Annotated in this window: 27 protein-coding genes; 18 read left to right on the top strand and 9 right to left on the bottom strand. The window is 58.0% G+C overall.

Annotation, left to right across the window (positions count from 1 at the left end):
* Nucleotides 1–26: 26 nt before the first annotated feature.
* Nucleotides 27–731, bottom strand: coding sequence for a metal-dependent hydrolase (locus EKM04_RS08280; protein ID WP_183897713.1), 705 nt, complete (start codon nucleotides 729–731; stop codon nucleotides 27–29).
* Nucleotides 732–815: 84 nt separating this feature from the next.
* Between EKM04_RS08280 and EKM04_RS08275 the strand changes: the two genes are divergently transcribed.
* Complete coding sequence (locus EKM04_RS08275) at nucleotides 816–1,118, top strand: alkylphosphonate utilization protein (RefSeq protein WP_183897712.1); 303 nt, start codon at nucleotides 816–818, stop codon at nucleotides 1,116–1,118.
* A gap of 10 nt (nucleotides 1,119–1,128) precedes the next feature.
* Complete coding sequence (ruvX, locus tag EKM04_RS08270) at nucleotides 1,129–1,620, top strand: Holliday junction resolvase RuvX (protein WP_183897711.1); 492 nt, start codon at nucleotides 1,129–1,131, stop codon at nucleotides 1,618–1,620.
* Here the strand turns inward: ruvX and EKM04_RS08265 are convergent.
* Nucleotides 1,560–1,889, bottom strand: a complete 330-nt coding sequence (locus tag EKM04_RS08265) for a DUF6105 family protein (protein ID WP_174152755.1) — start codon at nucleotides 1,887–1,889, stop codon at nucleotides 1,560–1,562. The two genes, ruvX and EKM04_RS08265, sit on opposite strands and share 61 nt — an antisense overlap.
* Nucleotides 1,890–1,985: 96 nt before the next feature.
* Here EKM04_RS08265 and EKM04_RS08260 point away from each other — a divergent pair, with 96 nt between their 5' ends.
* Nucleotides 1,986–2,261, top strand: a complete 276-nt coding sequence (locus tag EKM04_RS08260; protein WP_252094049.1) for a hypothetical protein — start codon at nucleotides 1,986–1,988, stop codon at nucleotides 2,259–2,261.
* Here the strand turns inward: EKM04_RS08260 and EKM04_RS08255 are convergent.
* On the bottom strand, nucleotides 2,252–2,896 hold the full coding sequence (locus EKM04_RS08255) for a TetR/AcrR family transcriptional regulator (RefSeq protein WP_183897709.1): 645 nt from the start codon (nucleotides 2,894–2,896) through the stop codon (nucleotides 2,252–2,254). The two genes, EKM04_RS08260 and EKM04_RS08255, sit on opposite strands and share 10 nt — an antisense overlap.
* Before the next feature lie 187 nt (nucleotides 2,897–3,083).
* On the opposite strand from EKM04_RS08255, the gene EKM04_RS08250 reads away from it, so the two are divergent.
* Both EKM04_RS08250 and EKM04_RS08245 read left to right on the top strand, forming a co-directional pair.
* Nucleotides 3,084–3,350, top strand: a complete 267-nt coding sequence (locus tag EKM04_RS08250; RefSeq protein ID WP_174152752.1) for a type II toxin-antitoxin system prevent-host-death family antitoxin — start codon at nucleotides 3,084–3,086, stop codon at nucleotides 3,348–3,350.
* Nucleotides 3,343–3,765 (top strand): hypothetical protein, encoded by a 423-nt coding sequence (locus EKM04_RS08245; protein WP_183897708.1) that lies wholly within the window; start codon nucleotides 3,343–3,345, stop codon nucleotides 3,763–3,765. The genes EKM04_RS08250 and EKM04_RS08245 overlap by 8 nt, the downstream gene beginning before the upstream one ends.
* A gap of 28 nt (nucleotides 3,766–3,793) precedes the next feature.
* Here the strand turns inward: EKM04_RS08245 and EKM04_RS08240 are convergent, their stop codons facing one another.
* Entirely contained in the window at nucleotides 3,794–5,446 is a 1,653-nt protein-coding gene (locus EKM04_RS08240) for an acyl-CoA dehydrogenase family protein (protein WP_183897707.1), read from the bottom strand.
* A 154-nt stretch (nucleotides 5,447–5,600) separates the two neighbouring features.
* On the opposite strand from EKM04_RS08240, the gene EKM04_RS08235 reads away from it, so the two are divergent.
* Genes EKM04_RS08235 through dprA form a run of 4 tightly spaced genes read left to right on the top strand, consistent with a single transcriptional unit; the run spans nucleotide 5,601 to nucleotide 9,655 of the window.
* On the top strand, nucleotides 5,601–6,542 hold the full coding sequence (locus EKM04_RS08235) for an aspartate carbamoyltransferase catalytic subunit (RefSeq protein ID WP_183897706.1): 942 nt from the start codon (nucleotides 5,601–5,603) through the stop codon (nucleotides 6,540–6,542).
* Complete coding sequence (locus EKM04_RS08230) at nucleotides 6,539–7,828, top strand: dihydroorotase (RefSeq protein WP_183897705.1); 1,290 nt, start codon at nucleotides 6,539–6,541, stop codon at nucleotides 7,826–7,828. The genes EKM04_RS08235 and EKM04_RS08230 overlap by 4 nt, the downstream gene beginning before the upstream one ends.
* 34 nt (nucleotides 7,829–7,862) lie before the next feature.
* Complete coding sequence (gene plsY, locus EKM04_RS08225; protein WP_183897704.1) at nucleotides 7,863–8,480, top strand: glycerol-3-phosphate 1-O-acyltransferase PlsY; 618 nt, start codon at nucleotides 7,863–7,865, stop codon at nucleotides 8,478–8,480.
* Nucleotides 8,481–8,512: 32 nt separating this feature from the next.
* The gene (dprA, locus tag EKM04_RS08220; RefSeq protein ID WP_183897703.1) at nucleotides 8,513–9,655 is read left to right on the top strand and encodes a DNA-processing protein DprA; all 1,143 of its coding nucleotides are present in this window, start codon (nucleotides 8,513–8,515) and stop codon (nucleotides 9,653–9,655) included.
* Here dprA and EKM04_RS08215 read toward each other — a convergent pair.
* Nucleotides 9,608–9,844, bottom strand: coding sequence for a hypothetical protein (locus EKM04_RS08215; RefSeq protein WP_174152801.1), 237 nt, complete (start codon nucleotides 9,842–9,844; stop codon nucleotides 9,608–9,610). The two genes, dprA and EKM04_RS08215, sit on opposite strands and share 48 nt — an antisense overlap.
* 256 nt (nucleotides 9,845–10,100) lie before the next feature.
* Here EKM04_RS08215 and topA point away from each other — a divergent pair, with 256 nt between their 5' ends.
* The 6 genes from topA to rpmG all read left to right on the top strand — a co-directional run bounded on the left by topA (nucleotide 10,101) and on the right by rpmG (nucleotide 17,732).
* Nucleotides 10,101–12,818 carry a type I DNA topoisomerase gene (topA, locus tag EKM04_RS08210; RefSeq protein ID WP_183897702.1) on the top strand — a complete coding sequence of 906 codons (2,718 nt, stop codon included), beginning with the start codon at nucleotides 10,101–10,103 and terminating at the stop codon, nucleotides 12,816–12,818.
* Nucleotides 12,815–15,166 (top strand): ribonuclease R, encoded by a 2,352-nt coding sequence (rnr, locus tag EKM04_RS08205; RefSeq protein WP_183897701.1) that lies wholly within the window; start codon nucleotides 12,815–12,817, stop codon nucleotides 15,164–15,166. The genes topA and rnr overlap by 4 nt, the downstream gene beginning before the upstream one ends.
* Nucleotides 15,167–15,187: 21 nt before the next feature.
* On the top strand, nucleotides 15,188–15,628 hold the full coding sequence (locus EKM04_RS08200) for a DUF983 domain-containing protein (RefSeq protein WP_174152743.1): 441 nt from the start codon (nucleotides 15,188–15,190) through the stop codon (nucleotides 15,626–15,628).
* A 9-nt stretch (nucleotides 15,629–15,637) separates the two neighbouring features.
* A complete protein-coding gene (locus EKM04_RS08195) occupies nucleotides 15,638–16,294 on the top strand; it encodes an NUDIX hydrolase (RefSeq protein WP_183897700.1) in 657 nt (218 codons plus the stop codon).
* A gap of 8 nt (nucleotides 16,295–16,302) precedes the next feature.
* A complete protein-coding gene (locus EKM04_RS08190) occupies nucleotides 16,303–17,475 on the top strand; it encodes an MFS transporter (protein WP_183897699.1) in 1,173 nt (390 codons plus the stop codon).
* An 89-nt stretch (nucleotides 17,476–17,564) separates the two neighbouring features.
* On the top strand, nucleotides 17,565–17,732 hold the full coding sequence (gene rpmG, locus EKM04_RS08185; protein WP_003496403.1) for a 50S ribosomal protein L33: 168 nt from the start codon (nucleotides 17,565–17,567) through the stop codon (nucleotides 17,730–17,732).
* A gap of 746 nt (nucleotides 17,733–18,478) precedes the next feature.
* Here the strand turns inward: rpmG and EKM04_RS08180 are convergent.
* Nucleotides 18,479–19,846, bottom strand: coding sequence for a PleD family two-component system response regulator (locus tag EKM04_RS08180; RefSeq protein WP_183897698.1), 1,368 nt, complete (start codon nucleotides 19,844–19,846; stop codon nucleotides 18,479–18,481).
* A 15-nt stretch (nucleotides 19,847–19,861) separates the two neighbouring features.
* Nucleotides 19,862–20,233 (bottom strand): response regulator, encoded by a 372-nt coding sequence (locus tag EKM04_RS08175; protein ID WP_034854043.1) that lies wholly within the window; start codon nucleotides 20,231–20,233, stop codon nucleotides 19,862–19,864.
* 129 nt (nucleotides 20,234–20,362) lie between these two features.
* On the opposite strand from EKM04_RS08175, the gene EKM04_RS08170 reads away from it, so the two are divergent.
* Entirely contained in the window at nucleotides 20,363–20,671 is a 309-nt protein-coding gene (locus tag EKM04_RS08170; RefSeq protein WP_174152739.1) for a DUF3572 domain-containing protein, read from the top strand.
* A gap of 62 nt (nucleotides 20,672–20,733) precedes the next feature.
* Here the strand turns inward: EKM04_RS08170 and EKM04_RS08165 are convergent, their stop codons facing one another.
* On the bottom strand, nucleotides 20,734–20,949 hold the full coding sequence (locus tag EKM04_RS08165) for a BrnA antitoxin family protein (RefSeq protein WP_234911047.1): 216 nt from the start codon (nucleotides 20,947–20,949) through the stop codon (nucleotides 20,734–20,736).
* Nucleotides 20,915–21,127, bottom strand: a complete 213-nt coding sequence (locus EKM04_RS23020) for a BrnT family toxin (RefSeq protein WP_350310108.1) — start codon at nucleotides 21,125–21,127, stop codon at nucleotides 20,915–20,917. The genes EKM04_RS08165 and EKM04_RS23020 overlap by 35 nt, the downstream gene beginning before the upstream one ends.
* A gap of 209 nt (nucleotides 21,128–21,336) precedes the next feature.
* Here EKM04_RS23020 and EKM04_RS08160 point away from each other — a divergent pair, with 209 nt between their 5' ends.
* Together EKM04_RS08160 and EKM04_RS08155 are read left to right on the top strand one after the other, a co-directional pair.
* Nucleotides 21,337–22,623: a DNA polymerase IV gene (locus EKM04_RS08160; protein ID WP_183897697.1), complete on the top strand. Its 1,287-nt coding sequence runs from the start codon at nucleotides 21,337–21,339 to the stop codon at nucleotides 22,621–22,623.
* 154 nt (nucleotides 22,624–22,777) lie between these two features.
* Nucleotides 22,778–24,001, top strand: a complete 1,224-nt coding sequence (locus tag EKM04_RS08155) for a L,D-transpeptidase family protein (RefSeq protein WP_183897696.1) — start codon at nucleotides 22,778–22,780, stop codon at nucleotides 23,999–24,001.
* Nucleotides 24,002–24,093: the final 92 nt, after the last annotated feature.

The following is a 24,093-nucleotide window of genomic DNA, read 5'->3' as shown; positions in this document are numbered from 1 at the left end:
CAGGCCTCACCTGTCGGGCTTTCACATCAGAACGTCAGGGTCTGACCAACGCCTTGCGCATCGACGCGGGTCGGGGAGCCATCCATGCCGGTCAGGAATTTTTCCGGTGTCTGGTCGATGATCGGGAAGGAACCGTAGTGGCAGGGAATGACGTTGCGGAACTTGAAGAATCGCTGGCAGGCCAGAGCCGCGACCGCGCCGCCCATCGTGAAGCGGTCGCCGATCGGGACCAGGCCGATATCTGGCTCGTGCAATTCGTTGATCAGCGCCATGTCCGAGAAGATATCCGTATCACCCATGTGATAGACAGTGGGGCCGTCTTCAAAATGCAGCATCAGGCCATTGGCGTTGCCCAGCGCATGGCTGACGCCGTCTTCGGTGATCTGTGCGGACGAGTGCAGCGCGTTGGTGAACGTGGCGGAAAAGCCATCGAACGCCACGGTGCCACCGGTATTTCCCATTTCCAGTTTCGACACGCCCTTGGAGCCGAGCCACGCGGCGAGATCAGCATTGGCCAGCACGGTTGCGCCAGTATCTTTCGCCAATTGCACGGTATCGCCCACATGATCGCCGTGGCCGTGGGTCAGCAGAATATGGCTAATGCCAGCGGCGACATCCTTGGCGTCCTGGCCGGCGAAAGACGGATTGCCGGTAAAAAACGGGTCGATCAAAATTTTTGCTTTGCCGGTTTCGAGGCGGAATGCGGAATGGCCAAGCCAGGTGAGTTTCATGGAAGTTCTCCTTTGTATTGCCGGTAGAGTGTGACATAGGACGGGCCTTATCTTGGGATGGCCCAACCTTTTCGGATTGCGAAGATGACGACAGATAGTGACGAATATGTCTATGACGAGGCGACCGGTGAATGGCGCCCTGCCGGCGAAATTACAGCACAGGCGGCAAAGTCCACCGAAGTGCGTGACGCCGCAGGCAACATTCTCGCAGATGGCGATTCCGTTTCCCTGATCAAGGATTTGAAGGTCAAGGGCGCCGGGACAACGTTGAAGCAGGGTACCGTCATCAAGTCCATCCGCCTGACGGACAATCCGGACGAAATAGATTGCAGGCACGACGCCATCAAGGGTCTCGTGCTGCGCACAGAATTCGTCCGCAAACGCTGAGAACGACACCATGGCGACGCTGACCATCGAAGAACTGGCGGACTTTTTGCAGACGGGACAGGCCATTGCCGGGCTCGATCTCGGCACGAAGACCATCGGTCTTGCCATGTCGGATCTCTCGCGACGTTTTGCGACCCCTCGCCCCGTATTGAAGCGTGTGAAATTCACCGCCGACGCGCACGTCCTGCTCGATTTTGCCGCCAAGGAAAAAGTGGCCGCATTCGTCATTGGTCTGCCGACCAATATGGACGGTTCAGCCGGGCCACGCGTTCAGGCAACGCGCGCTTTCGTCCGCGCAATGAGCGACAAGACCGAGCTGCCCTTTGTTTATTGGGATGAGAGGCTTTCCACTGTCGCCGCAGAGCGTGCGCTTCTGGAAATGGATGTTTCGCGTGCCAAGCGGGCGCAACGAATCGACTCGGCAGCCGCCAGTTTCATTCTTCAGGGGGCGCTGGACAGGCTGTCCGCGCTGGGAAGGGCTGCGACCGCTCTCGACGACTGACGGTTGCGCCACCAGGCGGCAATCGTCTTCCTCTTGCGGTAAGCAAGGATCGCAAACACGATCAGACTATCAAACGCGATGGCGCGCGCCACCAGCGGCGGTATGGTTTCCGGCGCGATACCCAGCACGTTGCCGTAAATCTGGAAGACAAGATCGTGGCTTTCACGGGTGAGCATAAAGAAGCCGAAGCTCATGTCGTAATAGGACAGGAAGTACCACGCACCCAAAAACGCAACAGGCCCCGCCCACAAAATCAGAAACCACTTCATACGGTCTGGCCTCTCAAGGAGAAGGTATCCGGCACGGCGGCAATGATCGCCCAACGCAGGCATGCCATCAGACACAGGTTCACCGTCGGGACATCAATGTCCAACGGCAGCATGGCAAAGAACGTCATCATGACGATCAAGGATATCCATCGGGGCACGGCGGTTCCTTTTCACACGCCCACAGGCGTATGGTTAACAATTTATGAATACAATGATCCCGTCTCCGCTGACGGGCAAATAAAAATTTCGATTATGGTTAACGGAAGCCTTGGCGCTGTGGATAAGAGTGCGGCTCGAGGTGTTAACGTTCGAGCAGGGCAAACAGCGCCAATCATGATGATGATAAAGCCAAACCCAATGAATCAGCTGTAAACGCCGCGGACGATCCGCTTCACGGCCGTCCCGATTTTGTCCCAATCTTTGGGCGTTTTCAGCGCAACGCCAGCGAACTGTCCTGATATGACCGATGAGATGACCAGGTGTTGGATAGCGGCGAAGATAACGGCATTCACGGAAGCAGTATCGATGCCCTTCGGCGCTTGGAGCGAGCCGCGCATCCGCTCGATCCATGTGGCCAGCGCCTTGGCACGGGCATCCGCCAGTTGCTTGACCTGCGGGGTGTTTTCCGAAACCTCCCAGGCGATGATCTTGCAGACGAGCGGATCGTTGCGCAACGCCTCGATGTAGTAGAGCGCGAGCTTTTCCATGAGATCGCCATAGGTGAGCAGAAACATGCCACCTGTATCTTCGGGAATACGATCCTTTACCCATGAGCCGAGGTCTTCGCCGATGGCGGCAACCAGACCTTCCAGACCGCCGAAGTAACGGTAGATCAGCTGCTTGTCACACCCTGCCCGCCGCGCTACCGCATTGATGCCGAAGCCCTGAAACCCTTCTTCCGCCAGAAGCGTTTTGGCAGCATCGAAGATTGCACGCTCAGTCGCGGCACGATCCTTGATACGTTTTTCGGGAACAGTCTGGGCAGCAGTGCCATCGGTGGCCAGCATAGGCGGGCGATTCTCCGTGTGGTGAAGTCTATAACCGGGCTACCAGAGGGTTAGTTTCACGGCAATGCAGGGCAGCTTTGGAAATGGAGGTTCTTGTGGATGAGGATCTCATATGCTCACACCGTTACGGTGGTTGAGAATTTCCGCGTTTTCTGTATTATACAGAAAATCAACCGGGAGACTGTCGATGACACGTAAATCCATATCCACGGCAGAATTCATGCGTCATTTTGGACGATACCATGATGAGGCCCAGAAAGAACCAATCACACTAACAAAACATGGCCGTCCCTCCGTCGTCGTTTTGCCCGTCGAACTTTTCGAGAAAATGACCGGAAACAACGATTTACGTACGGCATACGGTGTCGGGGAAATGCCAGACGACATTGCCTCTATTTTCAGAGAGCAACTTGAAGAAGACTCCAGGGAATATCAGGCTTCACGCGATGAGTGAGAAGTTCAAACGTGGTGACATCGTCGCCTATCCCTACCTGTGGCGATGGCAGAAGGAGATAAGTCCACATCGCGACCATGGCGAGAAAGACCGTCCCGTGTGCATGATCCTTGCGGTCAAAGACAAGCAAGGCCTCACTCATATTCTTTTGCTACCCATATCTTCCAAGCCTCCACATGACGACCAGAAAGCAATAGAAATACCTGCACTCGAGCTGCGCCGCGCCAAATTGACGCGGTACGAGCGCGGCTGGATAACCGTAAGCGAATGCAATTACGATATCATCGAACGATCTTACCACTTCGACGTCCGGCGGGATGCAATCGGCAGATTTAGCGACGCATTTCTTGAAGAAATTCGTCTCGCATTCGCACCATTTCTGGCGGCGGGATCAGCGAAAATAAGCCGAACATAAACGAACGCTTAGACAGAGTTTCAGGGTGCTACGCCGCAGGCGGATACAGCAAATCGATAATATAGGTCGGGTCGAAGCGGCTATCCAGCATGCCGTAAGTGTGGCGGAAACCACCGGCCAGGCGTGTTTCCAGAAACGCATCGGCGATGCGGCCTGCCCCGATGCGGCAGAGTTCGGCGGCGGCGGCGGCCAGCGCGAATTGTTCGACCAGCATGCGGGCGGCACCTTCGTCGCGCTCGCAAAGCGCGATTGCGGCGCGCAGGACGTCGGTGGTTTTCTTGCCGGATGGACCGAGATCACGCTCCAGCGTTTCGAAGACGAGATCGAACAGGTCCTTGCCGCGCTGGAGAACGCGCAGCACATCCAGCGCCATGACGTTGCCGGAGCCTTCCCAGATGGCATTCACGGGCGCTTCGCGGTAATGGCGGGCAATCGGACGGTCTTCGACATAGCCGTTGCCGCCAAGGCTTTCCATCGCTTCATAGATCAAGGCGGGCGCGATCTTGCAGCACCAGTATTTGACGATGGGCGTCATGACGCGGGCGTAGGCTGCTTCTGCGGGGTTGTTGCGGGCGCTATCAAAGGCTGAGGCAAGGCGGAAAGACAGCGCGGTCGCGGCGGCAACGTCCAGCGCCATATCGGCCAGAACGCGGGTCATGATCGGCTGGGTTACCAGCGGTTTGCCGAACACGTTGCGACCACGGGCAAAGTGCACCGCTTCCGCAAGCGATGCACGCATCATGCCCGACGAGGACAGTGCGCAGTCCAGTCGCGTCAGGGTAACCATATCAAGAATGGTGCGGACGCCGGCACCGGGTTCGCCCAGCAGATAGCCGAAAGCATCGGTAAATTCGACCTCCGCTGATGCGTTGGAGCGATTGCCGAGCTTGTCCTTCAGACGCTGGAAATGCAGCCCGTTCGCGGACCCGTCCTCCAGAAAGCGCGGCACCAAGAAGCAGCCCATGCCATCTCCCATCTGCGCCAGCATGACGAAACCGTCGCTCATGGGCGCGGACAGGAACCACTTGTGGCCGGACAGGCGATAGATGCCTTCGCCCACCCGTTCCGCCGTGGTGCGATTGGCACGCACATCCGTGCCGCCCTGCTTTTCCGTCATGCCCATGCCGATGGTCACGGCGGTCTTCTGCATGGCAGGTTTCTGCGAGGAATCATATTTGCGCGACAGGATTTTCGGCGCCCATTCCTGCTGCACGCGCGGCGATGTCATCATCGCGGCAACGGACGCATGCGTCATGGTCAGCGGGCACAGATGCCCAGCTTCGAGCTGCGACGTGAGATAGAGTTTCGTGGCGCGGGCCTTGTGCTCGTTGCCGCGCGTCTCAGGCGTATTTTCCCACGCACCGCTGTGGAGGCCTGACGACATGGACCGGCGCATCAGCGCGTGCCAGGCGGGGTGAAACTCGACCTGATCCAGCCGCTCTCCGCGTGGACCATGGGTGTGCAGTTTCGGCGCGCTGACATTGGCCATGCGCGCCAGTTCCTGCGCCTCCACCGATGTCACATAGCGTCCGATCTGGTCAAACTCATCGCGCAGCGGACGAGACAGACTGGAGGTCAAATCCACGATCAACGGGTCTGAGCGATAGGCATTGATGCCGGACCAGAGGCTGGGCTGGTTCAAATCGGCAAGCTGTTCTTCTGTCCGGTTCATATTCGTCATCGCGTGGCTATATCGGGATTCGCATTTTATTGCATGTATTAGGTCTGGCACGGCTTATCGCATGCTTGCCGACAAAGCCACCTGTCTTTATAGACCCGGTGACTAAAGCCAGAGCCTTGCCACGTGCTCTCTTACGACCCGGAGGACATTTTCCATGGTCTATTTTCCTCACCGCCACCTGCTTGGCATCAAGGGGCTTTCCCATCAGGATATCACCACTCTTCTCGACAAGGCCGACGAGGCGGTGAAAATCAGCCGACAGCGCGAAAAGAAGACCTCGACACTGCGTGGGCTGACACAGATCAACCTGTTCTTCGAAGCCTCGACGCGCACGCAATCATCCTTCGAGCTTGCCGGAAAACGGCTGGGTGCCGACGTGATGAACATGTCGGTGGGCAATTCATCGGTCAAAAAAGGTGAAACGCTGATCGATACCGCCATGACGCTCAACGCCATGCGGCCGGACGTGCTGGTGGTGCGCCATTCTTCGGCAGGCGCCGCCGCTCTTCTGGCGCAGAAAGTGGCCTGCTCGGTGGTCAATGCCGGCGATGGCCAGCATGAACACCCGACGCAGGCACTGCTGGACGCGCTGACCATCCGCCGCGCCAAGGGCACGCTGTCTGGCATGACAGTCGCCATTTGCGGTGACGTTCTGCATTCGCGTGTCGCGCGCTCCAACATCATTCTTTTGAACCAGATGGGCGCGCGGGTCCGGGTCGTTGCCCCGCCAACGCTGCTGCCCTCCGGCATCGCGGATATGAGTGTGGAAGTGTACCATAACATGAAAGAGGGACTGAAAGGCGCAGATGTGGTGATGATGCTGCGTTTGCAGCGCGAGCGCATGTCAGGCTCGTTTGTGCCTTCGGTGCGCGAGTATTTCCATTATTACGGGTTGGACGCGGAAAAGCTGAAGGCTGCGAAAGAAGACGCGCTGGTCATGCACCCCGGCCCGATGAACCGGGGTGTGGAAATCGCCTCGGAAGTGGCTGACGGCCCGCAGAGCGTGATCGAGAGCCAGGTGGAGATGGGTGTGGCCGTTCGCATGGCCGTTATGGAAACCCTTCTCGTTTCACAGAATCAGGGAGAGCGCGTATGAGCACCGGCACCGTTCTCAAAAATGTTCGCATTATCGATCCGTCGCGCAATCTCGATGAGATCGGCACCATCATCATCGGTGCAGACGGCACCATCCTCGCCGCTGGCAGGGATGCGCAGAACCAGGGCGCGCCTGACGGCGCGACGGTGCGTGACGCCAAGGGGCTGGTCGCCGCGCCGGGATTGGTGGACGCACGCGTGTTCGTTGGCGAACCGGGCGCCGAACACCGCGAAACGATCGAATCCGCGTCACGGGCCGCGGCCGCCGGTGGCGTGACCAGCATGATCGTGATGCCGGACACCGATCCCGTCATCGACGATATTGCGCTGGTGGAGTTCGTGAGGAAGACTGCGCGCGACAAGGCGCTTGTCAATATCTATCCGGCGGCGGCCCTGACAAAAGGTCTGCGTGGCGATGAGATGACGGAATTCGGCATGCTGAAGGAAGCGGGTGCCGTTGCCTTCACGAATGGCCGCAAGGCGTTGTCGGATACGGCTGTCCTGCGCCGCGCCATGACCTATGCCCGCGAGCTGGATGCGGTGATTTCGCTGGAAACCCGCGATCAGTATATCGGCCATGGCGACATGAACGAGGGCCTGTTTGCCAGCTGGCTTGGACTATCGGGTATTCCGAAAGAAGCCGAAATCATTCCGCTGGAGCGCGACCTGCGCATTGCGGCGCTGACCCGCGCCAACTACCACGCCGCCAAGATTTCGGTGCGTGAATCGGCCGAGGCGATTGCCCACGCGAAAGCGCGCGGCGTGAAAGCCACCTGCGGTATTTCCATCAATCACCTGACGCTGAACGAAAACGATATCGGCGAGTACCGAACCTTCTTCAAGCTCTCCCCGCCACTGCGGTCCGAAGATGACCGCATGGCCATGGTGGATGCGCTGAAGGACGGCACAATCGACATCATCGTCTCCTCGCACGACCCGCAGGACGTGGACACCAAGCGCCTGCCGTTTTCCGATGCGGCGAGCGGTGCGGTCGGTCTCGAAACGATGCTGGCGGCGGCACTTCGCCTCTACCACAGTGATCAGGTGCCGTTGATGCGCCTGATCGATGCATTATCCACCCGTCCCGCGCACATCTTCGGGCTGGATGCCGGCACGCTGAAACCGGGTGCCAAGGCTGATATCACGCTTGTTGATCTGGACGAGCCATGGCTAGTGTCTGAGAAAAATCTGGTGTCGAGGTCCAAGAACACGCCATTCGAAGACGCCCGCTTTACCGGCCGCGCCACAGCCACCTATGTTGCGGGCAAGCTGGTGTATTCCATCTGATAGAATGACGTGACAGGACTGAGGGGACAAGCAAATGACCGCATTGACTGACTGGCAGACAGCGCCCGCGCTTCTCGCCCTTGCTGCCCTGATCGGCTATCTGCTGGGATCGATCCCGTTCGGATTGATCCTGACGCGTGCCGCGGGCCTTGGCGATGTTCGCCAAATCGGGTCCGGCAATATTGGTGCCACCAATGTCTTGCGCACCGGCAACAAGAAGCTGGCGGCGGCCACATTGCTGCTGGATGCCTTGAAGGGAACGGCTGCGGTTTTGGTTGCTCACACGCTCTGGGGATACGAAGCCTCGCTGATCGCCGGGTTCTTTGCGTTTCTCGGACACCTGTTTCCGGTATGGCTCGGCTTCAAGGGTGGCAAGGGTGTCGCGGTTTATATCGGTGTGCTGTTGGGCGCTGCGCCCCTGATGATGCTGGCCTTTGCGGCGGTCTGGATCGCGACCGCCTTCCTCACGAAATACTCTTCCCTTTCCGCGCTGGTTGCAATGCTTGTCATTCCGGTTGCATTGTGGATAGTAGGACCGGAGAAGACGGCTCTGCTTGTGACGCTGCTCAGCGTTATCTCCTGGTACATGCACCGGGAAAACATCAGGCGGTTGTTGGCGGGTACAGAAAGCAAGATCGGCAAAAAGGGCTGAGGCCATTCCTCTCGCCCTGACGGGGGCGAAACATGCCGCATGACGGGGAAGCCAAGAGTGGCATTGTGCTCAATGACCGGCAAAGGGTTGCCTGGCTGCGGCTGATCCGTAGCGACAATATTGGCCCCGTCACCTTCCGCGAACTGATCAATCACTTCGGCAGCGCGGAAAGAGCGCTGGATGCCCTGCCCGACCTTTCCCGACGCGGCGGATCGGCACGCAGCCCGCGTATTGCAACCGTTGCGGACGTGGAACGGGAAATCGAGGCGGCAACCAAATTCGGCGCGCGGTTCGTGGGCATCGGCGAGCCGGATTACCCGCCGGCACTGCGCGAGATCGACGGCGCACCGCCGATCATTTCCATGAAGGGATCGGGCCGCACCGCGACGCGTCCATCCATCGGGATCGTAGGGTCCCGCAATTCCTCCATCAACGGCTCGAAATTTGCAGCCATGCTGGCGCGCCAATGCGGACAGGCCGGTTATACCATCGCGTCCGGTCTTGCACGAGGCATCGATGCGGCCGCCCACACGGCCAGTCTTTCCACCGGCACCGTTGCCATGCTGGCAGGCGGGCTGGACAAGCCCTACCCGCCTGAAAATCTACGGCTGCTGGATGAGATCTACGACAATGACGGGACGAGTATCAGCGAGATGCCGTTCGGATGGGAGCCTCGCGCGCGCGACTTTCCGCGCCGTAACCGGCTGATCGCGGGCGTTTCCATGGGCGTTCTGATCGTGGAGGCAGCGGATCGTTCAGGCTCTCTGATCACGGCAAGGCTGGCTGGCGAATTTGGACGATTGGTGTTTGCGGTTCCGGGGTCTCCACTGGATGCGCGATGCCATGGCACCAACCGGTTGATCAAGGACGGCGCGATGCTGGTAACGGAAGCCGCTGATATTCTGGACGCGTTGCGACCGTTGATGGAGCCGTCATTGCCCATTCAGCACATCGCCAAGGAAAGTTCCGAAGACATGGAGGTATCACCACCGCGTGATGATGACCGCAGCATTGTTGCTTCGGCGCTTGGGCCATCCCCCGTCGAAACCGACGACATCATCCGCCACACGGGATTACCCGCCTCGACCGTGTATCTCGTGCTGCTGGAACTCGACATCGCAGGACGGTTAAACCGGCATTCCGCGGGGCGGGTTTCGCTTGACATGGCCGACTGAAAGCTTGCGACGGCCTGACTGAATGTCTCCGGCCTCAATATAAGCCATTTCGATAAGATAACATAACATCTCGGCGCCCTCGCGTTCGGCAACGACACGCAGCTCGGAGAGCATTTGCGTGATATAGGCGAGGTTATCCGTTGTTTGTTCAGCCGCGCTACGGCTGTTGTTGTGTGCATTCGCAACCATGTTGACCTCGATAGAGCCGATAAAATGAACGATCTTTAAAAGAGAAGCATCCAATCCGAGCAACCATAACTTGTTTATCTATAATTGCAATAACCATTTAAATCTCTCAAAGGTTGCATCTTGGTGTAATGGCAGAAAAACGTCCCTTGCCTCTTGACCCAAGCGCATTACCTGTCCATGTCGAAATAAAGAGCGCCCTGTTGCGCGCCGAAAAACCGCAGGGCATGTTAACGGGCAAGTTCCGAAAGAAGAAAATATGAATGTCGTCGTCGTAGAATCTCCGGCAAAAGCCAAGACGATCAACAAGTATCTTGGTCCAGGCTACAAGGTGCTCGCATCGTTCGGCCACGTTCGCGATCTTCCCGCAAAAGATGGCTCGGTGCTTCCCGATCAGGATTTCGAAATGCTGTGGGAGGTTGATCCTGCCTCGCAGAAGCGCATGAAGGAAATCGCCGATGCCGTGAAGGCATCCGACGGATTGTTTCTCGCGACCGACCCGGATCGCGAAGGGGAAGCCATTTCCTGGCATGTTCTCGACCTTCTGAAAAAGAAAAAGGTCATCGGCGACAAGCCAGTCAAGCGCGTCGTGTTCAACGCCATCACCAAGAAAGCCGTTCTGGACGCGATGGCTGATCCACGCGACATCGACGTTCCCCTGGTGGATGCGTATCTTGCCCGCCGCGCGCTGGACTATCTCGTCGGCTTCAACCTCTCTCCCGTTCTGTGGCGCAAGCTACCGGGTTCGCGTTCGGCTGGCCGCGTTCAGTCCGTATCGCTGCGTCTGGTCTGCGACCGGGAATCGGAAATCGAGCGTTTCGTATCCGAGGAATACTGGAACATCTCGGCTCTGTTGAAGACGCCGCGTGGCGATGACTTCGAGGCCAAGCTGGTGTCTGCCGATGGCAAGCGCCTGCAGGGTCGATCGGTCAAGACAGGCGATGATGCGACCCGTCTGAAGACATTGCTGGAAGGTGCGACCTACACCGTGGATACGGTTGATGCCAAGCCGGTCAAGCGCAACCCCGGCCCTCCCTTCACGACATCAACGTTGCAGCAGGCCGCATCGTCGCGCATGGGTTTTTCCGCCTCGCGCACCATGCAGGTCGCACAGCGGCTGTATGAAGGTATCGACATCGGTGGTGAGACCGTCGGTCTCATTACCTATATGCGTACCGATGGTGTGCAGATGGCACCAGAAGCCATCGATGCAGCCCGCAGCGCCATTGGCGAACAGTTCGGTGCCCGTTACGTGCCGGAAAAAGCGCGTCTTTATTCCACCAAGGCCAAGAACGCCCAGGAAGCGCACGAAGCCATTCGCCCGACGGACTTTAGCCGCACACCCGACCAGGTGAAAACGTATCTCGATGCCGACCAGTTGCGTCTTTACGAACTTGTCTGGAAGCGCGGCATCGCCAGCCAGATGGCATCTGCGGAAATCGAACGCACTACCGTTGAAATTCTGGCCGACAACAAGGGCGAGAAGGCTGGCCTTCGCGCCGTTGGTTCGGTTATCCGTTTCGACGGCTTCATTGCCGCCTATACCGACCAGAAGGAAGACGGCGAGCAAAGCGACGATAGCGATGAAGATGGCCGTCTGCCGCAGATCAATGTCCGCGAGGCGCTGGCCAAGCAGAAGATCAACGCCAGCCAGCACTTCACCGAGCCGCCGCCGCGCTATTCGGAAGCGTCGCTCATCAAGAAGATGGAAGAACTCGGCATTGGCCGCCCCTCCACCTATGCGGCGACACTGAAAACGCTGAGCGACCGTGAATATATCATCGTCGACAAGCGCAAGCTCGTGCCACACTCGCGCGGACGACTGGTGACAGCGTTCCTCGAAAGCTTCTTCACGAAATACGTGGAATACGATTTCACCGCCGATCTGGAAGAAAAACTCGACCGGATCTCGGCAGGTGAACTGGACTGGAAGCAGGTTCTTCGCGATTTCTGGAAGGACTTCTTCGCCCAGATCGAAGACACCAAGGAACTGCGCGTCACCAACGTGCTGGATGCGCTGAACGAGGTTCTGGCCCCGCTGGTGTTTCCGACCCGCGAAGACGGCTCCGATCCCCGTATCTGCCAGGTTTGCGGCACGGGTAATCTGTCGCTGAAGCTCGGCAAATACGGCGCCTTCGTCGGCTGCTCGAACTACCCGGAATGCAACTTCACCCGCCAGCTGAACTCGGATGGCGCAGAGGCCGATGCCGCCGCGCTGAACGAGCCGAAGGCACTGGGTGCAGACCCGCATACGGGCGAAGAGCTGACATTGCGCTCCGGTCGTTTCGGACCTTACATCCAGCGTGGCGATGGCAAGGAAGCCAAGCGGTCTTCGCTGCCAAAGGGCTGGGCACCTGACGATATCGACCACGAGAAAGCGCTGGCGCTGATCAATCTGCCACGCGATATCGGCAAGCACCCGGAGAGCGGCAAGATGATTTCCGCCGGTCTCGGGCGCTACGGACCGTTTCTGCTGCATGATGGCGGGTATGCCAACCTCGAAAGCATCGAAGACGTGTTCTCCATCGGCCTAAACCGCGCAGTCACGGTGATTGCAGAGAAGAAGGCATCGCCGGGCCGTGGACGTTCGTCCACGCCTGCTGCATTGAAGGAAATGGGCGACCATCCCGATGGCGGTGCGATTACCGTTCGTGACGGCAAGTATGGGCCTTACGTCAACTGGGGCAAGGTCAATGCCACCATTCCCAAGGCGCAGACACCTGACACGGTGACGCTGGATGAGGCCTTGGTGCTGATTGCCGAGCGCATTGCCAAGACCGGCACCGGCAGCAATGGCAAGCCCGTCAAGGCCAAGAAGGCGGCAGTGCCGAAGAAGGCCACCAAGGCTGCCAGCGCCGATGGCGAGACCAAGGCGAAAGCCAAGCCGAAGGCGGCTGCGAAACCGAAAGCGGCTGCAAAGCCCAAAACAGCGGCCAAGGCAAAGGCAGCACCAAAAGCGAAGAAGGCAGAATCTTGAGCAAAGCACCGCGTAAGACATCCGGCTCGGCGGGCGATGGCTTCGGCCGCACCGGTCGCGGGAAAAAAGTTCTCGAATCTGCTGGTATCATCCACGGCCAGGTTCCCCCACGCGACGTGCTCTTAAAGTTCATTGCCGAGCATCCCGACCAGGCCTCCAAGCGCGAAATCGCCAAGGCTTTCGGGTTGAAGGGCGAAACGCGCATCGAGTTGAAGGCTCTCCTCAAGGAGCTCGAAACCGATGGCATGGTGCACAAGAGCCGCAAGTCGCTGATGCGTCCGGGCGGTCTGCCGCCGGTGACTGTTCTCGACATCACCACCCGCGACAAGGATGGCGGTCTGATCGGTCGTCCCGCGGAATGGCCGGACGAAAACGGCGCAGCCCCCGCCGTCATCATCCGCCAATCCTCTGCCGACCGCCAGAAGGGCAAGACCCCTGTGGGCGGCATCGGCGACCGGGTGCTCGCGAAGATTTTCCCATCCAAGGACGTCGGTGGTCCGGCCTATACCGCTCGCATCATCAAGCTGATCGACAGACGGCAGGGCGGATCGCTCGGCGTCTTCAAGGAAACGCCGGGTGGTGGCGGTCGTCTGATGCCGATCGAGCGTCGCGGCGACGAGATGGTTATAGATCCCGATGGCGTCGGTGATGCCAAGGACGGCGATCTTGTCGAGGTGGAAACCTCCCGCAACAGCGGTCGTTACGGCCTGCCGCGTGCCAAGGTTCTGTCCGTCGTCGGTTCCGTTGCGTCCGAAAAGGCGATCTCGATGATCGCCATTCATGCGCATGGTATTCCGCACATTTTCCCGTCAGACGTGCTGGCGGCAGCGGATGCGGCCAAGCCCGCAACGATGGCGCACCGTGAAGACTGGCGCAAACTGCCGCTCATCACCATTGATCCGGCCGATGCCAAGGACCACGACGACGCCGTCTACGCCGAGCTGGACCCCTCGCCCGACAATCCGGACGGCGTGATCGTCACCGTCGCGATTGCAGATGTATCCTATTACATTCGGTCCGGTTCGGCGCTGGACCGCGAAGCCTTGAAGCGCGGCAACTCGGTCTATTTCCCCGACCGCGTTGTGCCGATGCTGCCCGAGCGCATCTCCAACGATCTCTGCTCGCTGAAAGAAGGCGTCGATCGCCCGGCCCTTGCCGTGCGGATGGTGTTTTCCAAGGAAGGCCGCAAGGCCAGCCATACCTTCCACCGCATCATGATGAAGAGTGCGGCAAAGCTTTCGTACCAGCAGGCCCAGGCCGCGATCGACGGCAACCCCGATGACAAGACCGGCCCGATGCTGGAGCCCATCCTGCGGCCTCTCTGGCACGCCTACGAGGTGATGAAGATTGGCCGCGACCGCCGCCAGCCGCTTGAGCTGGATATGCCGGAACGCAAGATCATTCTCAAATCCGATGGCACGGTTGATCGCGTGCACGTGCCGGAACGTCTCGACGCGCATAAGCTGATCGAAGAGATGATGATCCAGGCCAATGTCTGCGCCGCCGAGACGCTGGAACTGAAAAAGCAGCGTCTGGTCTACCGCGTGCATGACGCGCCGACGATCGCCAAACAGGAGGTGCTGCGCGAATTCCTGACCACCATCGGCTATTCGCTGGTGAAAGGCGGACAGGTTCGCGCCAACTCCTTCAACGGCATTCTGGCGCGCGCGGTCGATACGCCGCACCAGATCATCGTCAACGAAATGGTGCTGCGATCCCAGAGCCAGGCGATCTACAGCCCGGACAATATCGGCCATTTCGGCCTGAACCTGATGAAATACGCGCATTTCACCTCGCCTATCCGCCGTTATGCCGACCTTATCGTGCATCGTGCGCTGGTGGGTTCGCTGGGTCTGGGCGAAGGCGGCATCACGCCACAGGAAGAAGCAACGCTGGCCGATGTGGCAGCCGAAATCTCGACCTTCGAGCGGCGGGCAATGGCGGCGGAACGGGATACGGTCAACAGACTGATCGCGCATCATCTTTCCCAGCGTGTGGGCGAAGAGTTCGAAGGCCGGGTCGGCGGTGTCACCAAGGCGGGACTATTTGTCGCGCTTCCGCAATTTGGTGCTGACGGCTTTGTTCCTATATCTACACTGGGTACCGACTACTACATCTACGACGAGGCGCATCAGGCTCTGACGGGTGAGAAGACCGGACTTGGCTATCAACTGGGCGATGCCGTTCAGGTTCGTTTGGCCGAGGCCGTGCCACTTGCCGGCGCCTTGCGGTTCGAAGTGTTGAACGAGGGCAAGAAAATGCCTGCGGCGACACGGTCCTTCCACAAGACGACACGGCGCAGCAGCGGCCCGACACCCGGCACAAGGCCGCCACGCAGACGCAGATAGCTGGTGTAAAAGGATAAGCACATGACGACGACCGAGACGCAGACAGTGCAGTATGGTGGCAAGCCGGAAGACCGTCCGCTGGGTCGCTCCATCATGCGAGGAATTCTCAGCCGTTGCCCGGCCTGCGGCAACGGCCACCTCTTTCGCGCCTGGCTAAAGCCCGTCGATGAATGCGCGTCCTGCGGTGAAGACATGCACCACCAGCGCTCCGACGACCTGCCGCCCTATATCTCGATCATGATTCTCGGCCACGTTGCGGTTGGCGGTTTCATGATGACGGATACGGTGTTTCTGGTGCCGATGTGGGTGCATTTCGCCATCTGGGTACCGATTACCATTCTCGTCGCGCTGTTGACGATCCAGCCCATAAAAGGCGGCGTCATCGGCCTGCAATGGGCCCTGAGGATGCATGGTTTCAGCAACGAACCCGAAAAAGAACAGATCGACGGCTCGTCTCACTGACAGGGTGCGATGACCTTGCCTTCGGAGAAAACACCCTACCTGCGCCCGAAAGACGCCGCGTCCATCCTTCTTCTGGATCGATCGCGCAGCGACGTGCGCGTGCTTGTCGGCAAGCGCTCCAGTCGCCATGTTTTCATGCCTGATGTCTACGTATTTCCCGGCGGCAAGCGCGATCCATCCGACCGTACCCTGCCCTTCGGAACCGATCTCAGGCCGGTTGTCATCGACAATCTGATGCGTGCGGCCTCTCGGCCTATGACACAATCGGGCGCGCGTGCCCTGGCGTTGGCCGCGCTGCGCGAACTTCATGAGGAAACGGGACTGCGCTGCGGCAAAGACCCAGATCGACCCGACCTCTCGCCGTTGCGCTTCATGGCGCGTGCGATCACGCCGCCGGGCCGTGTCAGGCGATTCGACACCCGGTTTTTCTGCTGTTTCACTGACGAGGCGGGCATCGACCCTAAGGGAATCAAGGATTCTGACGAGCTCCAAGAGCTTGAATGGCTTGACATCAAGGACGATTCCAGTCTGAACATGGCACCCATTACACGCATGGTTCTCAAGGATGTCACAAAGTTCATGATAGGTGACCCTTCATTGCAATCCGAAGGCCCGGTGCGACAATATTTCGAGCGTCGCGGCACTTTCATTCGTGGCTTTCTGTAAAGGTCTACATGTCCCATCCGACTAGCGACGCCGACGATATTCACTGGCCATCGCTCATTGCCGCAATCTCCGCTATCAGCGCCGTTGGCATCGCCATCGGCCTCGGTCTGCCGCTTCTGAGCATCATTCTTGAAAAGCGCGGCATCTCGTCAACGATGATAGGCCTCAACACCGCCATGGCTGGCGTTGCCGCCATGATAGCGGCACCGATGACCAGCCGGCTGGCGCACGAATTTGGTGTCGCGCGCACCATGATGACGGCTGTTGTCGTTTCCGCCATCAGCGCGCTGGGATTTTATTTCGCCGAAGCCTTCTGGATGTGGTTCCCCTTGCGGATCGTCTTCCACGGTGCAACGGCCATGCTGTTCATCCTGTCGGAATTCTGGATCAACGCCGCAGCGCCACCCAAGCGTCGCGGATTGGTTCTTGGCATGTATGCGACCGGCATGGCGGTGGGCTTCGCAGGCGGCCCCTTGCTGTTTTCCGCCATCGGCAGCGAGGGAATAACCCCCTTCCTGCTCGGCTCTGCCATCATTCTTCTGGCTGCAATCCCGATCTATCTGGCGCGTCATGAAAGCCCCAGCCTCGACGAAAAGCCCAACCACCATTTCTTCCGTTACATCTGGCTGGTGCCCATGGCCTCGGCTGCCGCCTTCGTTTACGGCTCGGTGCAGGCAGGCGGGCTGTCGCTGTTTCCGGTTTATGCCACGCGTGAAGGTTTCAGCGAATCGCAGGCGGCGCTGCTTTTGACCGTCATGGCTATCGGCAACATGGCGTTCCAGATCCCCATCGGCATGCTGTCCGACCGCATCAAGGACAGGCGTGTGCTACTGGGCCTGATGGCGCTGACCGGCGTGATCGGTACGCTTGCGCTGCCTTTGCTGGTGGATAACTGGGTGCTGCTCTCGTCGCTGCTTTTGCTGTGGGGTGGCTGTGTTTCGGGCATGTATACGGTGGGACTCACGCATCTGGGTTCACGCCTTACCGGCTCAGACCTTGTGGCAGCCAACGCCGCCTTTATCTTCTGTTACGCCATCGGCACCATAGCCGGGCCGCAGACGGTGGGGATTTCCATGGATATTGCCGGAACAGACGGTTTTGCCTGGGCTTTGGCGATGTTTTTCGGGCTCTACGTCGTGCTTTCCATTGCCAGGTCGGTTTTCGGATCAAATCGGACTTGACTTTTCAGGCGCGATCCGTAGTTTCGCGCCAGATTTAGCCGGGGTCCAACAGGGCCGCGGACTCACTATTTGTTAAAGGCAGGACGACTATGGCGAAAGCTACAACAATCAAGATCAAGCTGCTGTCGACGGCCGACACCGGTACTTTCTACGTCACAACGAAGAACAGCCGTACGTTCACGGACAAGATGACGAAGACCAAGTACGATCCAGTCGTACGCAAGCACGTTGAATTCAAGGAAACGAAGATCAAGTAATTTCCTTGGAATCGCATGCAAAAGACGCGCCCTTTGAGGCGCGTTTTTTTATGGTCGCTCTTGAATTGATCAATTCAACAAGCGGCGTGATCCGACGGAATATGAGATGTGGGGGACCGCTGGAAAAGTGGGTCGACCGGGACAGCAATGACAGCACGAGGAACCGTTCAAGAGCGTCGCCGGTCGACCAACCCCAAGACCCAGGAGATGCGGCGGACCTGAGCACCATGGGGTATTCGCAATGCGTTGGTTCTTTAAGCGGAAAGAACCGCCGCTTTCTCCGAACACCGTTCTGCCTCATCTTGGCGACAACGCCTCAGTTCGCAAACCTTGTGTTCTTGACCAAAGCTTTGCTCAAGACGCGAAGAAAATCAACAAATTCTTAACGCGAGACCCAATTGATCGCCCTACATGGTTAAATTTCCCGTCTTGAAACATAGTATTTCATAAATCAGACAATTTCGATACAAAGATAAACTTTGCTTATCGCATGAAACATATTCTGAAAAATTTCTTTCTTATTTCAAAATGGCAGAGCTACTCTGAAAGAGTAGAGCTCATCTCAAAAAATCGCCTGTGTTCCATTATCCGTCACACTGGGGCTATTTTGCACGATGCCAAGCGCGGTTAAACTGGCCCTTTTTTGGCTTTCGCAATAGTGAAGAGATTACACCGTGATCACAAAAGTGATCTTCCAAAGTGATTGCTGTGGATAACCGTCACGAAAGCCAAAGGCGGTGGAATCGTCAGGCCGCAGCGGCACAGACGCGGTTACGGCCGGCGTTCTTTGCCTCGTACAGAGCTTGGTCTGCATGGCGCATCAGCGCATCGGGCGTTTCCACGGAGACAGCATTGCAGGCGATGCCCAGGGAGGCGGTGATGTGCAGTTCGCGACCGGAGCGCAGCACGAAGGGCCTGCTCTCAATGATAAAGCGCAGCCGCTCCGCAACGGACGCCGCCATCTCCATGTCGGTATCCGGCATCACCACCACGAACTCTTCGCCGCCATATCGGCAGGCGAGATCCGCACCACGCACGGTGGAGCGCAGGCGGGCTGCGAACTCGCGTAACACTTCGTCGCCCGCATCGTGGCCGTAGGTGTCATTCACACTCTTGAAACGATCAATGTCTGTCATGCAGACCGACAATGCCCGTCCACGCGTGGCTGCCCGGTTGAACAGAACCTTGAGATGGTTATCGAGATACCGGCGATTGTTGAGACCGGTGAGATCATCGATCACGGCCATTTCCATGGTCTGGTTGAGATTCTCACGCAGGCGCGTGTTGAAGCGCTTCCGCTTGATCTGGGTCAGCGTGCGGGCCACGAGTTCGTTGGTATCCAGCGGACGCACAATGTAATCATTCACGCCGAGTTCCAGCGCGCGCACGATCATGGCCTCGTCGCCCTGTTCCGTCACCAGCAACAGCGGCAGGAAGCGTGTCCGCTCCAGAGAGCGCAGTTGCGAGCACAGGCGCAAGGGATCGAAATCATCGAAATTGGAGTTGACGATGACCATCTCGTAGTCACCCTCCGCCGCTTCGAACAAGGCATTGCCCGGTTCGGCAAGAGCGCAGACTTCGGCAACGGGCTTCAGCGCCTTGATGATACGCTCCTGCGAGCTGGCGCGGCCATCGACAAGCAGAACACGACCGGGCAGTTCGATCTGCGCGTCTTCACAGATGGGCTCACCGACGCCAATCGTCTTGGCGGCTTCGGCACGAATGCGCAGCTCGTCGCTCATGGTCTTCAAACGCACGAGGCTCTTGACGCGGGAGATGAGCTGCAGGTCATTGACCGGCTTGGTCAGAAAATCATCGGCACCGGCTTTGAGGCCGCGGACCCTGTCGCTGGGCTGATCGAGGGCGGTGACCATGACAACCGGGATATGCGCTGTTACCGGGTTGGCCTTCAGACGCTCGCAGACCTCGAAGCCATCCATGTCGGGCATCATGATGTCCAACAGAATGATATCGACCTGCTCGCTGGCGCAGATCGCCAGAGCCTTTGCGCCATTGTCTGCGGAGATGACATCGAAATATTCCGCCGACAAACGCGCTTCGAGAAGCTTCACATTTGCTGCAATGTCATCAACGACCAGAATTCTCGCAGTCATCAGTTCAGCCCTGTTTTACGCGTCGCCCAGATACGTCTTGATCGTCTCGATGAATTTCGGAACGGAAATCGGTTTCGAGACGTAGGCCTCACATCCACCCTGGCGAATGCGCTCCTCGTCACCCTTCATGGCAAAGGCCGTGACCGCGATCACCGGTATGACATGCAGTTCGTCGTCTTCCTTCAGCCATTTCGTGACCTCCAGCCCGGAAACCTCCGGCAGTTGAATGTCCATCAAAATCAGATCGGGACGGTGTTTGCGCGCAAGCTCGAGCGCTTCCATGCCATTGCGGGTCTGGATGGTGGTATAACCGGACGCCTCGATCAGATCACGAAAGAGCTTCATGTTCAGCTCGTTGTCTTCAACTATCATGACCTGTTTGGGCATGGGACCAGTCCTCGTTTCACTTTGAAACCGCTTCATTGACATATAGGGTGCCAGAGAACCGATTCCATTATCCCCCAGGAGCGGACGGTAGCTGGATTTGGTTGAGAAATAGGTAACTTCGGTAAACAAATGTCGCACGGTACAAAAAACGGCACTATCGGCGCTTCAAATGCGCATGAAATAGCAATCGCCATACTTGGCTGGCTCGCCAGCGAGCCGGATATGCTTGCGCGCTTTCTGGCGCTGACCGGGATGCAGCCGAATATGTTGCGCCAGGCCGTCAACGATCCCGGCTTTCTTGCAGGCCTCACGGATTTCCTCATGAGCCACGAACCAGACCTCATGGCGTTTTGCGAGGCAACTGGACGAAAGCCTGAAGACGTGACCGCCGCCTGGCACCATTATTCCGGACCGGGCTTGGCATCCGGGGAGTATTGACGTCGGAACCCGGGGTCAGCGACGCTTGAGAACGGTCTGAGCGTAGGACTCCAAGACAGTGTTCAGCGCGTCTGATATCCCTTGCCGGTTGCCTTGTAGGCTTCAACGACGGATTTCTTGACCCGCAACGTGATCTGCTGCGTTCCTTCAGGTTCGACATATTTGGCGTTTGCCCAGAATGTTTCGTCAAGCTCCGGAATATCGCTGTAGTCGATAGACCCGTCAGGTAAAGCCTTAAGCTGTTCAAGGTTCAGTTCTTTTTCGTATTTCTTCGTCATAACGCCTCCTTTTGCGGCGATTGGCAATCCTGGCCGAAATCATTCTCGTCCTGCCGGAGCGCTCGGTGTGGATGACGGCCAACACCGCGACACCGTCGATTTGGCCGATCGAATGGTATCTGGTTTCTGTGTACTCGCGGCGCTCATCTATCCATGAAAGAACAGGCCCTTCAAAAATTCAGATGGCCAGCGCGAAACCCAATCCGTGCTTCTCAACATTGCGCCTGTTCTTTTGCTCATCCCATTCGAACATATTCATCGCTAAGGAACTACAATTGTAACTCCTTTTTTTAAAAATACCATGTCTTCCATGATCGAAGATTGCCCACTTGAGGACAGAAAAGCAAACGCTTATAGTGACGGATGTTCTCTCTTTGTTTCCGAGCCATGGCCCCTCCACTTTTGAATTACGATCCCGGTTTCTGCCGTGACTGTCTGGCTGGCCAGCCGGAGGGCATCAGGCGTTGCCGAAGGTGCGGCAGCCCTCGCCTTGTCTATCACGCCGAGCTTTATGACCTCTCGATCGCCCATATCGATTGCGATGCGTTTTATGCTTCCGTCGAAAAACGCGACAACCCGGAGCTCGCCGACAAGCCGCTGATTATCGGTGGCGGCAAACGTGGCGTCGTGTCCACGGCATGTTATATTGCCCGCATCCACGGCGTCCGCTCGGCCATGCCCATGTTCAAGGCACTGGAGGCCTGTCCGCAGGCGGTGGTGATCAAGCCGGACATGGAAAAATATGTGAAGGTGGGGCGGGAAATCCGTTCGATGATGCAGGATCTGACGCCTTTGGTCCAACCCATCTCCATCGATGAAGCCTTTCTCGATCTGTCCGGCACCGAGCGTCTGCACCACGATCCGCCCGCTCGTGTTCTCGCCAGCTTCGCGCGGCGTGTTCAAAATGAAATCGGCATTACCGTTTCAGTCGGGCTGTCCTATTGCAAGTTTCTGGCAAAGGTCGCGTCCGACTTGCAAAAGCCTCGGGGGTTTTCCGTCATCGGCGAGAAGGAAGCCATGTCGTTTCTCGGCCCTCGCCCCGTCACCACCATATGGGGCGTTGGAAAAGCCTTCGCGGCAACGCTGGAGGCGGATGGCATCCGTATGATTGCACAGTTGCAGGAGATGGACGAAGGCGACCTGATGCGGCGCTACGGCTCCATGGGGCAGCGCCTGTTTCGGCTGTCTCGCGGCATAGACGACCGCGACGTCCATACCAATGACCCTGCCAAGAGCGTGTCTTCCGAAACCACGTTCTTCAACGACATCTCACGGCACGAGGATCTCGTTTCCATCGTGCGATCCCTTTCCGAAAAGGTGGCGTGGCGACTGAAGAAGAACGGTGTCGCCGGGCATACTGTCGTTTTGAAAATGAAAACGTCCGATTTCAAATCCCGTACCCGCAACAAGAGGCTGGAAGACCCGACGCAACTGGCCGACAAGATTTTTCGTACCGGCATTTCGCTCCTCGAAAAAGAAACCGATGGGACGAAATTTCGGCTCGTGGGTATTGGCGTTACCGATCTGTGCGAGCCGACGCTTGCCGACCCACCCGACCTCGTCGACAAGCACGCGGGAAGACGGGCCGCCGCTGAAGCCGCCATGGACAAGCTGCGCGACAAATTCGGCAAGGGTGCTGTGGAAACCGGCTATACCTTTGGCACAAAAAAATGATCGACTGACACGGTCGTGATCAACATTTAAAAGTTTCCTTAAATCCCAAGCGTTATTCTGCTGCGTGGAACGGGGGTCCTTGCATTTCAGGGCAGCCCCATACGGCTCCTGTGCCTTTCTTCGAAGGGCATTTGTGTATTGCGTTGGAGTAGACATGATGTTGCGTGCGCTTTTGGGAGCTTGCCTCCTGTCGACTTCCGTGCTGGTACAGGCCGCTCTGGCTGGAGATGCCAAGAGCCTGCAAATCATCGTTTCCAAGGAAGAGCAGACGCTATCGCTTTATGAAGACGGCGCGCTGATCGCGACATCAAAAGTGTCGAGCGGCAAGCCGGGTCATGGTACTCCGAGCGGCATCTTTTCCATTCTGGACAAACGCAAATATCACGAATCCAACATTTATTCCGCAGCCCCCATGCCGTTCATGCAACGGCTGACATGGTCGGGTATAGCGCTTCACGAGGGCCATGTTCCAAACTACCCGGCGTCGCATGGCTGTATTCGCCTGCCGTCTAAATTCGCCAAGCAACTCTTCGGCATGACGGCGCGCGGCGTGCATGTCATCGTTTCCGACAAGGCTGTCGTCCCTCGCCTCCTTGAGCACCCTGCCCTTTTGCAGCCGAAGGACGGCCCACGCGACGGTATTCTGCTGTCGGACGTCGAACTTCGGCCGACAAACTTCGATGCATCCTTGAAACTGGTGGAAGTTGCCGTCAATCAGACGACCAACGCGGTGAAGAACAAGGCGACACCAAAGAAGGACGGCGCACCGCTGCGCATTCTGATTACACGGCGCGGCGAGCGCGAAAAGATCATGGATGTGCAGCATCTCTTGACCAGCATCGGCTTCGACACGGGTGTGGCCGATGGATATGCCGGACAGATGACGGTCAGCGCCATCAATGCGTTCAAGCGCTGGAAAGAGATGAAGACCACCGGTCCGCTCGTGACCGACGCTTTCGTCGATGCACTCTATGCCTCTGCTGGTGCACAGGAAGCGCCGAATGGGCAGTTGATGGTTCGGCGGGACTTCAAGCCGCTGTTTGAAGCCCCCATTCACATCAAGAACCCGGACATGGCGCTCGGCACGCATTTCTTCGAGATGATCGATGTGGATGGTAACGGCAAGGCCGAATGGAACGGACTGACACTGGAAAATCATCTGCCAGCCGCTGCGCGCAAACGGCTGGGCATCGAAAGTGACGGACCGGAAGGGTCCGATCAGCTGAGTGCGGTTCTCGATCGTATCGATATTCCAGCTGATCTCCGAAAAAAGCTGGAAGCCGACCTCACGACCGGAAGCTCAATAACCGTTGCCGATCTCAGCCACGGTTTGGAAACCGGCGACGGCACGGATTTCATCACCATCACGCGCGATTGATCGCTGCCGACAGGCAACGCTTCTGTTGAAGGACGCCTTCGCGACCTGTGTGAGGCCGGGAACCCGAATGTCTGCAACGGCGTTCAGGATCT

This window comes from Rhizobium skierniewicense Ch11 (assembly GCF_023757665.1).
Classification (GTDB): Bacteria; Pseudomonadota; Alphaproteobacteria; order Rhizobiales; family Rhizobiaceae; genus Agrobacterium; species Agrobacterium skierniewicense.
Note: the sequence above shows the minus strand (reverse complement) of the source record. Positions and strands in the feature narration are given on the sequence as shown.

Excerpts from the sequence above, each read along its gene's own strand:
- plsY (WP_183897704.1), top strand. The coding sequence starts at position 7,863 with ATGACCGCATTGACTGACTGGCAGACAGCGCCCGCGCTTCTCGCCCTT.
- EKM04_RS08265 (WP_174152755.1), bottom strand. The coding sequence starts at position 1,889 with ATGAAGTGGTTTCTGATTTTGTGGGCGGGGCCTGTTGCGTTTTTGGGT.
- rpmG (WP_003496403.1), top strand. The coding sequence starts at position 17,565 with ATGGCGAAAGCTACAACAATCAAGATCAAGCTGCTGTCGACGGCCGAC.
- EKM04_RS08240 (WP_183897707.1), bottom strand. The coding sequence starts at position 5,446 with ATGACGAATATGAACCGGACAGAAGAACAGCTTGCCGATTTGAACCAG.
- EKM04_RS08215 (WP_174152801.1), bottom strand. The coding sequence starts at position 9,844 with ATGGTTGCGAATGCACACAACAACAGCCGTAGCGCGGCTGAACAAACA.
- EKM04_RS08255 (WP_183897709.1), bottom strand. The coding sequence starts at position 2,896 with ATGCTGGCCACCGATGGCACTGCTGCCCAGACTGTTCCCGAAAAACGT.
- EKM04_RS08175 (WP_034854043.1), bottom strand. The coding sequence starts at position 20,233 with ATGCCCAAACAGGTCATGATAGTTGAAGACAACGAGCTGAACATGAAG.
- EKM04_RS08235 (WP_183897706.1), top strand. The coding sequence starts at position 5,601 with ATGGTCTATTTTCCTCACCGCCACCTGCTTGGCATCAAGGGGCTTTCC.
- EKM04_RS08230 (WP_183897705.1), top strand. The coding sequence starts at position 6,539 with ATGAGCACCGGCACCGTTCTCAAAAATGTTCGCATTATCGATCCGTCG.
- EKM04_RS08155 (WP_183897696.1), top strand. The coding sequence starts at position 22,778 with ATGATGTTGCGTGCGCTTTTGGGAGCTTGCCTCCTGTCGACTTCCGTG.
- EKM04_RS08165 (WP_234911047.1), bottom strand. The coding sequence starts at position 20,949 with ATGACGAAGAAATACGAAAAAGAACTGAACCTTGAACAGCTTAAGGCT.
- EKM04_RS08260 (WP_252094049.1), top strand. The coding sequence starts at position 1,986 with ATGTCCAACGGCAGCATGGCAAAGAACGTCATCATGACGATCAAGGAT.
- EKM04_RS08190 (WP_183897699.1), top strand. The coding sequence starts at position 16,303 with ATGTCCCATCCGACTAGCGACGCCGACGATATTCACTGGCCATCGCTC.
- EKM04_RS08170 (WP_174152739.1), top strand. The coding sequence starts at position 20,363 with ATGTCGCACGGTACAAAAAACGGCACTATCGGCGCTTCAAATGCGCAT.
- EKM04_RS08280 (WP_183897713.1), bottom strand. The coding sequence starts at position 731 with ATGAAACTCACCTGGCTTGGCCATTCCGCATTCCGCCTCGAAACCGGC.
- EKM04_RS08250 (WP_174152752.1), top strand. The coding sequence starts at position 3,084 with ATGACACGTAAATCCATATCCACGGCAGAATTCATGCGTCATTTTGGA.
- EKM04_RS08180 (WP_183897698.1), bottom strand. The coding sequence starts at position 19,846 with ATGACTGCGAGAATTCTGGTCGTTGATGACATTGCAGCAAATGTGAAG.
- topA (WP_183897702.1), top strand. The coding sequence starts at position 10,101 with ATGAATGTCGTCGTCGTAGAATCTCCGGCAAAAGCCAAGACGATCAAC.
- ruvX (WP_183897711.1), top strand. The coding sequence starts at position 1,129 with ATGGCGACGCTGACCATCGAAGAACTGGCGGACTTTTTGCAGACGGGA.
- EKM04_RS08245 (WP_183897708.1), top strand. The coding sequence starts at position 3,343 with ATGAGTGAGAAGTTCAAACGTGGTGACATCGTCGCCTATCCCTACCTG.
- EKM04_RS08275 (WP_183897712.1), top strand. The coding sequence starts at position 816 with ATGACGACAGATAGTGACGAATATGTCTATGACGAGGCGACCGGTGAA.
- EKM04_RS08160 (WP_183897697.1), top strand. The coding sequence starts at position 21,337 with ATGGCCCCTCCACTTTTGAATTACGATCCCGGTTTCTGCCGTGACTGT.
- EKM04_RS08195 (WP_183897700.1), top strand. The coding sequence starts at position 15,638 with ATGACCTTGCCTTCGGAGAAAACACCCTACCTGCGCCCGAAAGACGCC.
- EKM04_RS08200 (WP_174152743.1), top strand. The coding sequence starts at position 15,188 with ATGACGACGACCGAGACGCAGACAGTGCAGTATGGTGGCAAGCCGGAA.
- dprA (WP_183897703.1), top strand. The coding sequence starts at position 8,513 with ATGCCGCATGACGGGGAAGCCAAGAGTGGCATTGTGCTCAATGACCGG.